Here is a 13,520-nt window from a genome sequence, read left to right on the forward strand (position 1 = left end):
ACCCGTGTCGGTCGGCTGTACTGCGCGACTTGCACTGCTCGACTTGTACTGTGCGACCTGCATTGAATGATTGAATAATCATGCTTGGCCTCTTGCCAGGGAAGAAGATCCTTTCCTATGTAGCAAGATGATCTCCTATCCCACTTAGCTCTTGAGCTCATTGCATTTCGACGCCTTGTTTGTAGTGATTTTGTTATCGGGTGATGTTTTTTGGGGAAACTCGGCTTGCTGTATTTAATGCGTTGTTTTAATTCTAGTTATTATTGTTTTTAGGTTTTGGTTTTTTCTGTGGTCTGACCTGAAAGTTGTAAAAATAACCCGCTGTTAACCAAATGTTTGTTTTTTAACAAAACTACAAAATGCTACACCAAAGCTATCCACATTAGTTAAGCCATCATGATTATATGTTAGTTCGCTGGTGAATAAGTATGCAAACAACAAGCTTCATCAGGGCATAACTACAAAAAAGGTGGAAGTTTCATGAGAGTGAAAACATTAGTAACAGCCGTGGCAGCCGCACTCTACAGTGCCGGTATGGCCCATGCGGCGATACAGCCGGGTAAGGTCGAAAGACTCGAGCCGTTGAAGATCACCGCCGAGCAGGCGAAAAAGCTCAACGCCGGCAGCACGCAAGAGGTTAACCTGTTGCAAAACGATGGTCTGAACGTACAGATCAGCCATCAGAACCAGAAGTTCGTCGCCGAAGAGGGGCTGACTGGCGAGCACGTCTATATCGTCAGACTCTATCAGAAGCCGTTGGCACAGGCGGGCGCGAGTCTGCTGGCTCAAGGCGGCGCCGAGCGCAGTTCGGTCAAGGGTAAACCAGGTGAGGCTAAGTTGTTTGTCGCCGGTCAGCCGGTTAACCGCGAGATTAAACACTACCGCGATCAGCTGCTGAGCAAGCAGCAGTCGGTCATTTCTGAACTGTCGGCCACCCTGGGCGATCGCCCTGTGCGTCAGCAGTTTACCAATGCGGTCAACGGTTTCTCTATGACCATGACCCAGGAAGAGGCCAAGCGCGTCTCCCAGATGGCGAACGTCGCCTCTGTTCGTCGTTCTAAGACCTATGATCTGCTCAGCGATGTCGGCCCAGAGCTGATTGGCGCCGACAAGATCTGGACCGGCACAGTGACAGACTCTGTGCCTTACAAGGGTGAGAACGTGATCGTCGGTATTATCGATACCGGGGTAAACACAGACCACAGATCTTTTGCCGATGTGGGCGACGATGGCTATGACCATCAAAACCCATGGGGCGCGGGCCAGTATGTGGGCGACTGTCTGAAAGAGGGCTTCGAAGGCCTGTGTAACGACAAGTTGATCGGCGTGCGCTCATATCCTGTGATCACTGATAACTTCACCAGCGGTGTCTATGGCGATACGCGTCCGGCAGTGGGTGAAGATTACCAGGGACACGGCTCTCACGTGGCCTCGACAGCGGCGGGTAACGTGCTGCTGGATGTCGACTTTGTGAATCCGGCGCCGGGGGCGGTTAACGATGGCAACGTGGTGAAAGAGGCACTCTTCCCACGCATGAGTGGTGTGGCGCCTCATGCCAACATCGTCTCTTATCAGGTATGTCATCCTTCGAACGCATTAAACGCTGGCTGTCCAGGTGAAGCGCTTATCGCCGGTATCGAAGATGCCATCAGCGATGGCGTGGATGTGATTAACTTCTCTATCGGTGGTCAGGATTCTCACCCATGGAGCGACGATGTGGAACTGGCCTTCCTGTCGGCACGCGAAGCAGGTATCTCTGTGGCGGCCGCGGCGGGTAACTCGGGTCAGCCTCAGGGATATAAAGAGTATTTCGGTGCCATCGACCATGCCTCGCCTTGGCTGATGAACGTGGCGGCGAGCACTCACTCACGCGAGATTCTGGTAGAGACCAAGCTTGTCGAACCTATGGGCGGCGCCGAAATGCCTCGCTGGAGCGAGATTGTCGGCGGTGCGGTAAACACCAGCTCGGTAACCGGCATGGTGGTGAAGGCCAGCGACTATGGTGATGAGTATTGTGGCGAGCCATTCCCGGCGGGGACTTTCGACCTGACAGATTCTGGCGGCAACCCAACCGATGTGATTGTGGTATGTAAGCGTAATAGTCTTAGCGATCCTAACGGCATCGCCCGAACTGCCAAGGCCGACAACATCAAGGCGGGCGGCGCCGATGGCATGATCATGTACAACTATGCCAATGCCGACGCTATCGTAGCAACCGCAGCCTACTCTGTGCCAAGCATACATATCACCAAGCAGGAGTGGGATGGTCGCTGGGACAACGGCATGTCTGGTTACGGCCTGAGTGATTGGCTGGCTAAAGGCAGCGACCATGTGTTGACCATCTCAGAGACGACGATAGATCGTGACCTGGACCCTGAGCGCGCCGACTGGCTGGCCGCCTTCTCGTCACGTGGCCCGAGCCCTTCGACGCCTGAAGCCCTCATCCCAGCGGTTGCGGCGCCTGGTGTAAATATTTACGCTGCGTTTGCCGATGAGCATCCGTTTGTCAGCAGTGGTGCATCCGGTGACTTTGCCTTCCTCAGCGGTACCTCTATGGCCTCGCCACATGTGGCTGGTGCCATGGCGCTGCTGAAGCAGGCTAAGCCGGACTGGAGTGCTACCGAGATCCAGTCTGCGCTGGCAATGACTGCCGAGAACAAGGTGCAGTACCACAGACTCGACGATGAAAATGGTGATGTGGCACTGGCGTCGACCTACCGAGCAGGTACGGGTCGTATCAACGTGGCTAACGCCGCCAAGGCCGGTTTTGTCCTGGACGAGACTGCCGAGAACTTCAAGGCTGCCGATCCGCAAAACGGTGGCGCGGTGCATAAGCTCAACATTCCACAGCTGGTGAATTTTGAGTGTAAGCCTAAGTGTCAGTGGATCCGTACCATCAAGGCGACCACAGCCGGTAGCTGGAGCGTGACCCATGATGACGTGAAGAACTGGGCATTCGATCCTCGTTCACAGATGACGCAAAATGGTGTGTCTATCAAGGTAACCCCGAGCGAGTTTAGCCTCGAAGCCGGTGAGACCATGGATATCGTGGTCGAGGCCTCGATCATGGATACCCAAGACTGGTTCAGCAACGCGGAAGTTGAGCTGCATTCAAGCCTGATCTTCACCGAAACCACAGGCAATGCCTCAGAGGCGCACTGGCCAGTGGTCTTCAAGTACGATAAGAACGGTATGCCTGGACGCCTGGCGGCAACCGCGCATCGTAACGACGGTAATGTGGTCATTAAGGGCATCAACCTGCCTGAAGGTGACAACATCCACGGCCGCATCTTCGCGCCGGTCAAGGCCGATGTGAAGACCATTACCCTACCAAAAGATGATGATGGTAACTTCCCATGGAGCGCATCGGGTGACATGACTGTGCCTATGGAAGAGCGTCTGGATGAGGCGACTCATGTCGAGATGATCGATGTGCCAGCCAACGCCCGTCGTCTGATGGTCGAGTCTTTCGGTACCACAGAGAGTGAACTGGAAGGCACCCTGGATAAGGGTAACCTCTTAGTATTTGTGGGTAAGGACTACAACGGTAACGGCCAAGCGGATCCGTATGAAGAGTTACTCTGTGTGTCTAACCACATCCAGTACGACAACTTCTGTAACATCAACCAGCCGGAAGAGGGCCAGTACTGGGCGGTATTCTACAACCCAAGAAAGGGCTCGCTACAGAACAACTACTTTGACGCCATGGAAGAGACCTTCCAGTTTGCGACTACGGTAGTGACTGACACTGTGGCGTCAAACATGAGCATCGACGTGCCAGCCAGCAATGGTCAGGACGCTGTAGATGTTCAGGTTAACTGGAACCTGCCTGAGATGGTTGAGGGCGACGTGTATTACTCGCTGATCGACTTTGGTAGTTCAGAGATCAACGCCGGCAACATAGGCAAGGTGGCCTTCAAGTTGGAACGTGGTGTCGACGATGTGAATCTGGATGTGCCACAAACCGGTGCACACCTGGGCGAGCAGGTACCTCTCACCTTCGAGGTTCAGCCTAACGACAGTGGTATCGATCGCGCCTTTACCATTAGCGCTGACATTCCGACAGGCCTAAGCTTGAATGTGGAAGATGTACTGACCTCATCGAAAGAGATAGTCACAGACATCAGCCTGGAAGATGGCAAGCTGACCATTAGTGGTGTCCAGCCTAACACGGCAGATATGGAAGCCAGCTATAATGTGACCACTAACCTGGAAGATGCCATGTGCCGTACGCCAAACTTCGGCAACAGCAACCCAGGTGGCTATGTGAACCTCGAAGAGTTCCGTATCTATCCTATGTTCAGTGGCTTTGCGCCAGTTGAGTATGACGCCAACGGTCGTGCCCTCACAGGTAAAGACAATAATATTCTTTACCGCAAGGGTATTGCACTGCCAATCGATGTGATCTTCGGTGGTCGTTATGACAGTTTCCATCTGTATAACAACAGCGAAAACCTCAACGTCGGCAAGCAGAATGCGCTGGATATCCATGCCCACGGCATCGTATCGCTATGGGAAGGTCAGCCTTTCTTCTTCCCATATCATGACATCTTCCCATACAACAGCTTCCCGTATGAGACGATCGGCATGATGTGGCGTGGCTTCGAGGTACTGGATCCTAATGCGCCAAGAGGTATCTTGTCGGCACCGCTGATCAACAACTTCAGCGAGCGCTCGGGTATCTCAATTGCCAGCACACAAACTGGTTGGGCTATCCTGGAATACGACAATGCCCGTACATACAAGTCGGCAGGTCGTGATGCGAACCGCGTCTACCAGTGGGACGAACAGGATGACAGATTCGACTTCGAGCTGATCTTCAACGTCAACACCCGCCATGGCGACGGTGAGTACGAGATGATGATGGCCTATGACAATCTGGACTTCGGTTCACAGGGCGGTCGCGGTTCTATCGGTGTGCAGGGTTTCCGAGGCGGTATGTATGCCTATGGACCACTACAGAAGTATCTGGGTGAGCAGTTTAGCTATGGCGAGCTGGATAAGAAATTATCCGACGGCCTGGTGATCTGTTACGACTATGTGGGGCCAGAGTCCTCACAGTTTGAAGTCACCGCCTGGACCCGTGTTAAGCAAAATGCCGCCGGTCAGGACCTGACGGTCAATGCCGTCAGCCAGGTCGAAGGCATGGCCGATATCAGCATGAGCCATACCGTCAGTGTTGCTTCTAACATCACCCTGGGCGCCATCGCCGACCAGAGTGTTGCCGAGAACACGAGTCTGGAAGGCATTGCTGTGATGTACGCCGATGAGCAAAACAGCGTTAATCAGATCACAGTTACCGGTGAGCACATTACCGCTGTGGTCGATGGCCATACTTCGGGCAGCGAAATCACCATCACACCAGAAGAGAACTTCTATGGTGAGGTTGAAGTGACGGTTACCGTGAGTGATGTGGAAAACCCAGCCGATGCGGCATCGACCAGCTTTATGCTGACGATCGTCTCTGACGGTGTCGAGCCACAGCCTGAGCCAGAGACACAACCCGAAGTCGAAGAAAAAGATGACGGTGGTGCGCTTGGTTTCGCGGCTCTCATGCTGCTGATGTTTGCCGGCCTGCGCCGCAAGTTAGCACGCTAATCTGGGGAATGTTCAGGCGGTTTGGAACTAAGCCGCCTGACAAAGCGATAAACGCCTAGTGCCTAGCTATCAGGGCGATACCTAGGCACAAACCAATAAGTGAAGTGATTGCCAGTATTCCAGGGATGGAGTACTGGCTTTTTTTATGTTAGGTGGAAATTCGGGCAAGTTAGTAAAGATTATTGATCTACTACAATTTATCTGGCATTAGGCGCTGACACTGCTACTTTTTAGCTATATTTTACTTACAAATAATAGAAACCCTGCTGGAGTGGAACATGTGGCAATTAAGAATGAAAAATAAGCTGTTAGTATTTGCGCTTCTGCCTCTGATATTGAGTTTTCTCTTTTTAGTTTCAATTACCTATAACTTGGAGTCCAATTCTCTCGAAGAGAATATGGCGACCTTCAAGGCGAGCCTCTATAGCGAACGTAAGGCGCAGTTAAAAGATCAGGTCGATATTGCCCTGGATATCGTCGAGCATCAGCTCTCCTTGGGGGCGGCAGGCGATGTGAACCAGGCGCTGCGTAACGTGCGTTTCGGTAGTGCCGGTTACTTCTTTATTTATGATTTTGACGGTTTCAACCGATTTCATGCGGTTAAGCCGGCGCTGGAAGGTACGGCGCAGATCGGCATGACAGATCCTAACGGCAAGAAGATAGTCGTCGGTCTTATCCAGGCCGCCAGAAGCGGCGATGGCTTCTTTAATTATGACTACTCCAAACCTGGGGTCACAGGCCTAGTGCCTAAGATAGGCTACGCCGCGACCGTACCGAGTAAAAATTGGATCTTAGGTACCGGCGCCTATACCGACGATATCGATGCCCAGGTGGACAGCTATCGTGAGGTGATGACCCAGCACATGAACGACAAGGCGATGATGATCATGCTATTTGCCCTAGTGCTGGTGGCTATCACCGCAGTGGTGATGCTGGTGGCCGCCCAGCGCATGGTCAACCCCATTCATAACATGGTGCAGAACCTCGAAGATATCGCTAAGGGCGAGGGGGACTTGACCAAGCGCCTCGACGTGCAGGGCAGCGATGAGATCGCCATGCTGGGTCGCGCCTTCAACCAGTTTGTCGATAAGCTGCAGGGGATCATCAAGGATGTGGCAAGGGCCACGGTGGAGGTTAAGAGTGGTGCCGACAATATCTCCTCTCAGACCTCGGCCATGGCTCAGCAGTTGATAAGCCACAACAACGAGACGGATCAGGTGGTCACGGCCATTACCGAGATGTCGGCGACCGCCTCTGAGGTGGCCATGAGCACGACTCAGGTGGCCGAGGCGACTCAGGCGGCGACCCAGGATGTGGGCAATGCCCAGGAGTGTGTCGACAGTTCGCTGCATGAGGTGTCGACCCTAATGGCCGAAATCGACATGGCGGCGGGGCATATTAACTCGCTCAATGAACAGTCGCAGAAGATCAACAGCGTATTGACTGTGATCGGTGGCATCGCCGAGCAGACTAACCTGCTGGCGCTGAACGCCGCCATCGAGGCCGCCCGTGCCGGGGAACAGGGTCGCGGCTTTGCCGTGGTGGCCGATGAGGTGCGCAGCCTGGCCAGCCGGACACAGGCCAGTACCTTAGAGATCAATGAGATGCTCTCCGAGCTGCATAACCTGGTGTCGCTGGCGGTGAGCAGCATGGAGTCGAGTCAGCAGAGCTGTCATCGTTCTGTGACCTCGTCGCGGGCGATCTCAGACAGCTTGGGCGCGGTGACCTCGGCGGTGACCTCGATTAACGACATGAGTACTCAGATCGCCACCGCGGCCACCGAGCAGAGTTCGGTGACCGAGGAGATCAACCGCAACGTGTTTGCGATTCAGGAGATCGTCAACGAGCTGTTGCAGGCCAGTAACAGCGCCTCGGATACCAGTCAGGGACTGGCCAACGAGGGACGCAATCTCGATACCCTGGTCGGACAGTTTAAGGTCTAGGGGGCTGTATAAGGGGCAGTTTAAGGTTCTGTGGGAGCTATGCCCCTATCGAGTCAACGTGCTAAAAAATAGACAAAGGCCGTAACCTAAGTTACGGCCTTTTTTCATCAGTTTATCAGCTAGGGCTATCTGTCAAGGCCATGGGTCAGGGCTATCCGCCGGGCATCAGGGCCAGCAGATGGCCTCGCTGGCCTTCTCCACCTTGACGGCGCAGATCTTAAACTCGGGGATCTTGGCCACAGGGTCGAGCACATTGTTGGTCAGCTTGTTGGCCGCCGCCTCAGCGAAATGGAAGGGCAGGAAGAGCACCCCAGGCTGCGCACGTCGCGTGACGAAGGGGCAATGTTGATGCTGCCGCGGCGAGTCGACAGGGTCAACACATCGCCGTTGTTGATGCCCAGACGGTCGGCATCTATGGCCGACATCATTACCTTAGGCGAGGCCAACTCGTTGAGGCCGTCGGTCTTGCGGGTCAGAGTGCCCGTGTGGAACTGCTCCAGCAGACGACCCGTCGACAGGGTGAAGGGGTAATCTTCACAGGGTAGCTCGGCCGGTAGACGGTAACCGACGGCCTGCATCTTGCCAAGGCCGCGGGTAAAACGCTCCTGGTGCATCAGGCGGGTGCCTTCATGGCCTGGTGCCGGGCAGGGCCACTGCTTACCCTGCAGGCCTTTTGGCGTACTCGGATCTGTGTCTTGCCATTGGATGCCGCGGTATTGCGGCGTGACCCGGGTCAGTTCCTGCCAAATCGCCTCTTCATCTTCATAGTGCCATTCGGCTCCGAGCGCCTTGGCGATATCTGAGACGATCTGCCAGTCGCGGCGCGCCAGCCCTGGGCTCTCGATGGCCGCCTGCAGGCGCTGCACCCGGCGCTCGGTGTTGGTGAAGTGGCCCGGCTTCTCGGCAAAGCTGGCCGCCGGCAACACCACATCCGCCAGCAGGGCAGTTTCGGTCATGAAGATATCCTGCACTATGAGCAGCTCGGCCGACTCCAATCCCTGCATCACATGGGCCTGGTCTGGGTCGCTCAGCACAGGGTTTTCCCCCATCACGTAGAGCGCCTTGAGCTTACCGTGTGCCAGGGCGTGCATCATCTCGGTGGCCGCCAGGCCAATCTGATCCGGTAGCCACTCCTGTTGCCAGGCCTGCCTAAAGGCGGCTTGCACCTCGGGATCGGTCACCTTCTGGTAGCCGGTGAAGTAGTTGGGCAGGGCGCCCATGTCACAGGCCCCCTGGACATTGCTCTGACCCCGCAGCGGATTGATGCCCGCTCCCTCGACGCCTATGTTGCCGCACAGCAGCTGCAGATTGGCGATGGCGGTGACATTGTCGTGCCCCGAGGTGTGCTGGGTGATCCCCATGGCGTAGTAGACGGCCGTCTTTTTCGCCGTGCCTATCATGCGCGCCAGATCTGCTATCTCATCGGCGTCGACGCCGGTGATCTTGGCGGCGTTACTCAGGCCGTAGTCTTCCTTCATCACCTCACTGAGGAGCTCATCGAACCCCTCGACGCGCCGCTTGATGTAGTCGCTATCGTGCCACTCATTTTTAATGATCTGTTGCATGATGGCATTGAGTAGCATGACGTCGCTGCCCGGGCGGTGACGCAGGTAGAGCTCGGCGTGGTCGGCGATGCTGACCCGCTTGGGGTCGGCCACCACCAGACGGGCGCCGTGTTGATTCACCGCCTGCTTTATCTTGGAGGCGATGATGGGATGAGCCGCTTCGGTATCCGAGCCCAGGATGAAGATAAGGTCCGACGATTTGATCGATGGAATATCGTTGGTCATGGCGCCGCTGCCCAGGCTGTCCTGCAGGGCCGTCACCGTAGAGGCATGGCACAGGCGGGCGCAGTGATCTATGTTGTTGGTGCCGATGACACTTCTAAACAGCTTCTGGAACAGATAGTTATCTTCGTTGGTCGCCTTGGCCGATGCCAGGCCTGCGATGGCGTTGCCGCCATGTTCTGCCTTGATGCGGCTAAGTTCACTGCCTATGTAGTCGATAGCCTCTGCCCAGCTGACGGGTACCAGTTCGCCCGCCTTGCGCAGCAGCGGCTGGGTCAGGCGTTGCTGGCTGTTGATGAAGTCGAAGCCGAAGCGCCCCTTGACGCAGAGCATGCCTTCGTTGACTTGGGAGCGACTGTCGCCGGTGACCCTTTTTATCTCGTTACTCACGGGATCGCTGTGGATCACGATACGGCAACCCACACCGCAGTAGGTACAGACGGTGGAGGTCTGCTTCAGCTGTTCCTTGACTCCCTGACGCTTATCTCTGGCATCGGTCAGCGCCCCTGTCGGGCAGACCTGGACACAGTTACCGCACTGCACACACTGGCTGTCGGCCATGGTGGCACGAAAACCGGCGCGAGGGGCCTGACGGACGGCTTGTTGGGCGTTCTCCTGAGGCAGGGCCAGGTAGCTGTCGGGCTCGAAGCAGATCGCCTTATGGCCCGATTGTTGATGGCAGGCGCTGACGCAGGCACCGCAACTGATGCAGCGGTTGGGATCGAAGTTGATAAAGGGCGTACTGTCATCCTGAGTGAAGGCACGGTGGCCTTGCTTGTCCAGCGCCGCGCCGTCGATGCGGTATTCGGTGGCATAGTCCCGCAGGGCGCACTCCGTGTTGGCCTGGCAGCCACACTCGAGACAGCGAGCGGCCTCCAGCATCGCCGCCTCATCGTTGAAGCCAAGTTCAATCTCGTCGAAATTGCTCAGGCGCTTGTCGATGGCCAGCTCGGGCATCTTGGCCTTGGCTTGCAACAGGCGTGCGGGGAAGTGGCGGGTATCTGGCTTCTTGTCGGTCTGTTTTTGCGAGTTAAAGGGCGCAGGCGTCAACTCGCAGCTCAGCTCGCCGCTGAGCAGCTTCTCGATGGCATTGGCGGCCTTACGACCATCGGCCACCGCGGCCACCGCCGTGGCCGGGCCCGTGCGCGAATCGCCAAGTACAAACAGCTTCTCGACCCCGGATGACATGGTGTGCTCACAGCCGGAGAAGGTATTCCAGCGTGTCAGCGCCACCTCGCCGCTCGAGAGCTGGCTCTCGGGATGGATCAAAAACTCCATGTCCGGGGTCTGGGAGACGGCCGGGATCACGGTATCGAAGGCCTCGGTAAAGGTCTCGCCTGTGGCCTGGGGAGAGCGTCTGCCCGAGGCATCTGGCTCACCAAGGCGCATCTTCTCGAAGGTAACAGCCTCGATACGGCCATTGGTGTCGCCATGGTTTTCGACAGGGTTGGTGAGGAAATAGAAGCGCACGCCTTCGTGTTCGGCCTCTTCTATCTCATAGGTTTCCGCCGGCATCTCATCGCGGGTGCGGCGGTAGACCAGGGTCACCTCTGCGCCTTTACGCAGGGCGGTGCGGGCGCAGTCGATGGCGGTATTGCCGCCGCCGATCACCGCCACCTTCTTGCCCGTATGGTAGCGGTTGTCGGTGCAGTGATCCTTTAGGTAATCCACCCCGAGATAACAACCCTCGAGATCCACCCCAGGGTAGTTCATGGGCACGGCTTTCTGGGCGCCGATGGCGAGACACACGGCGTCGAACTGGTCGACGAGCTCCTTGAGGTGAATGTCGCGGCCAAGGCGGGTATCGGTCTGGATTATCAGGCCATTTTGGCACAGGAGATCTATCTCCCGGTCGAGGATCGCCTTTGGCAGACGGTATTCGGGAATGCCGTATCTCAGCCAGCCGCCCGCCTTGGGCATCGACTCAAAAATGGTCACCTCGTGGCCGGCGTTGGAGAGATAGTATCCTGCGCTGATCCCCGCTGGACCACTGCCTATGATGGCAACGCGTTTACCTGTGGCGGGCGCCTTGGGAGGGATGTAGGTCTCTTCGCTGTCGAGATCAAAATCGGCGGCGTGGCGCTTAAGCTGGCGAATCGCCAGGGGCTCGTCCAGCTCGCCGCGGCGGCAGGCAGACTCGCAGAAGGCCGGGCAGACGCGGCCGATAGAGAGCGGCAGGGGCAGGGTCTGTTTGATCACCTTGACCGCCTCTCTGTGGTTGCCCTGGGCGATATGTAACAGATAAGACTGTACGTCTACCCCGGCGGGGCAGGCCTGTTGGCAGGGCGCCTCGCAGTCGGCGAAGTGATCGCTCAGCAGGTGTTTCAGGGCGGCCTGGCGGCGTTTGCTTAGGGCGGCCGAATGGGTGATCACCTCGAGCGGCGCGTCGACCTGTGTTTTACAGGCCTTGATGGTGCGGGTTTCGCCTCGGCTGTCTCGCACCTCGACGTAGCAGAGGTTGCAATCTTGCTTGCCGGCGAGTTTGTCATCCAGTTGCTTGCCCAGATGACATAAATTTGGGATCGCTATGCCTGCGGCCTTGGCCGTGCTGAGCAGATCGTCGCCCCGGTTGGCTTTGACGACCTGGCCGTCGAAGGTGAGTTCTATCATGGTAGGGACCTTTTATTAGAATCTAAGCCTGAGCTCGACAGTCTTAAGTTTGGTAATCTTGAGCTCGACAACCTTGGTCTCGTTGATGGTTTTTATGGATTGCCTATGGGTAACAAGGCGTATCGGTAAATTAGCGAAACAAGGTTTTATCGAGTATACCCAGAGCCTTTTTCACCACAGGTCTTAGTAGTGATTTTTTGTGCAGCATTTGCAGGGGTGCTCACAAATTGTGCTGGGTTTGTTGGCTTACGCCATGCTTTGAAGGGCTTGGTTTGAAGCGGATCACACTTTGGGTTTAGCGGGTCATCTTCTTGACGAACACCACCACGAACAGGGCGATGGTAAAGCTGCCGGTGAAGGCCTCGACGGCGGCGATCGCCCGTGAATAGCCTATGGGGGTAAAGTCGCCATAGCCCAGAGTGGTAAAGGTGACGACAGAGTAGTAGATGCAGTTGAACAGCAGCGACAGGTTAGTGCTGAGATCGTTGTGCCAGTTGAACACATGGATATTGCCATCGTAGTTGAGGCCGGTGAACAGGTAGAGTAGGGCACAGATTAAGATGAGGCCGACGGAGAAGCCGATCACTCGGGTGGGGGCCTCACCATAGCCACAGAAGATGTCGATCATCTTGGAGAGGATGCGCGAGTAGCTGAATTTGGGCATCTGATGGCGGCGCATGGTGAGTTCCTTGCGCAGGTAGTCGCCGCCCATGGCAAACAGCCCCTCCCGCTCGGCGGCCTTGCGTAGATCCCGGTAGATCTCTTCGGCCTGCTCGAAGTAATCCAGGGCTATCTCGGTTTCGCCTAACCGTTCAGCCTCCTTGGCCAGGCGTTCCTGCTTGAGCACCTTGCCGGTATTGATGTTCTCTATTTTGGCGCCGTTCCACTTGATCCCCAGCAGGTTAGTGCCGACTAGGTTGGCGCAGTGGACGTTGGCCTCGCGCAGATCTGCCTTCATCAGGCTGGCGTGTTGCAGGTTGAGGTTAAACATGTGCGCCCCCTGTAGGTTGGCGCGATACAGCTCGGCATGGCTCATGTCGAAGCCGGTCTTCTGGTGGTGCCTCACCAGATCGATACCTGGCAGGTTGGCCCGCTTAAGGGCGATGCCTCGCAGCATGCCGCCGTTGCGGGCGAAGGCCTCCAGACGGGCGACATCTTCCGGCTTATCTTTAATGATTTTAGGATCATGCCAATAACAGAGTCCAGAGGCTTCGGCCGGCTCGGTGCAGGAGAAACCTTCGTCTTCGTGATAGCAGCATTGGTTCGACTGTTTCATATTGAACAGTATAGCCAGCCTGTCGAAAAGGGGCGGCGATTCTCCCGCTTGTCGACTAGGGGGAAGGCCAACTGCTCTTTGCGATGAAATTTGTTCAAGTTAGCAGGACGAGGCCTAGGGGGGATCTTCCAGGTTCAGTGTCTGTTCCATCTAAACGCGTTTTACTCGAGGCGTTAGCCATGAAGCACAGTGGGCTATGATAGCGGGTTAGGTCAGTTGCTCACAAGGATGAATCGGCGGGTTTAGGTGAGCCCTCAGGGCAGCGCTTGTCGGCCATCAATGCTGGGTTATCGCCGCTTTATGTCG

The 13,520-nt window shown here is 56.1% G+C and carries 3 protein-coding genes and 1 pseudogene; 2 read left to right on the forward strand and 2 right to left on the reverse strand.

What is annotated here, in order from left to right; genetic code table 11:
- Positions 1–480: 480 nt before the first annotated feature.
- Together DB48_RS09980 and DB48_RS09985 are read left to right on the forward strand one after the other, a co-directional pair.
- The gene (locus DB48_RS09980; protein WP_041510145.1) at positions 481–5,598 is read left to right on the forward strand and encodes a S8 family serine peptidase; all 5,118 of its coding nucleotides are present in this window, start codon (positions 481–483) and stop codon (positions 5,596–5,598) included.
- Positions 5,599–5,876: 278 nt separating this feature from the next.
- Positions 5,877–7,541, forward strand: coding sequence for a methyl-accepting chemotaxis protein (locus DB48_RS09985; protein WP_041510146.1), 1,665 nt, complete (start codon positions 5,877–5,879; stop codon positions 7,539–7,541).
- 165 nt (positions 7,542–7,706) lie between these two features.
- On the opposite strand, the pseudogene fdhF reads toward DB48_RS09985, so the two are convergent.
- Together fdhF and DB48_RS09995 are read right to left on the reverse strand one after the other, a co-directional pair.
- A pseudogene (fdhF, locus tag DB48_RS09990) lies at positions 7,707–11,938 on the reverse strand (formate dehydrogenase subunit alpha).
- Between the two features lie 295 nt (positions 11,939–12,233).
- A complete protein-coding gene (locus DB48_RS09995) occupies positions 12,234–13,214 on the reverse strand; it encodes a pentapeptide repeat-containing protein (RefSeq protein ID WP_041510147.1) in 981 nt (326 codons plus the stop codon).
- Positions 13,215–13,520 lie beyond the last annotated feature (306 nt).

Origin of the sequence: Shewanella sp. cp20 (assembly GCF_000832025.1) — a bacterium.
Classification (GTDB): Bacteria; Pseudomonadota; Gammaproteobacteria; order Enterobacterales; family Shewanellaceae; genus Shewanella.

Coding starts and splice junctions, on each gene's coding strand:
- DB48_RS09980 (WP_041510145.1), top strand. CDS start 481: ATGAGAGTGAAAACATTAGTAACAGCCGTGGCAGCCGCACTCTACAGT.
- DB48_RS09995 (WP_041510147.1), bottom strand. CDS start 13,214: ATGAAACAGTCGAACCAATGCTGCTATCACGAAGACGAAGGTTTCTCC.
- DB48_RS09985 (WP_041510146.1), top strand. CDS start 5,877: ATGTGGCAATTAAGAATGAAAAATAAGCTGTTAGTATTTGCGCTTCTG.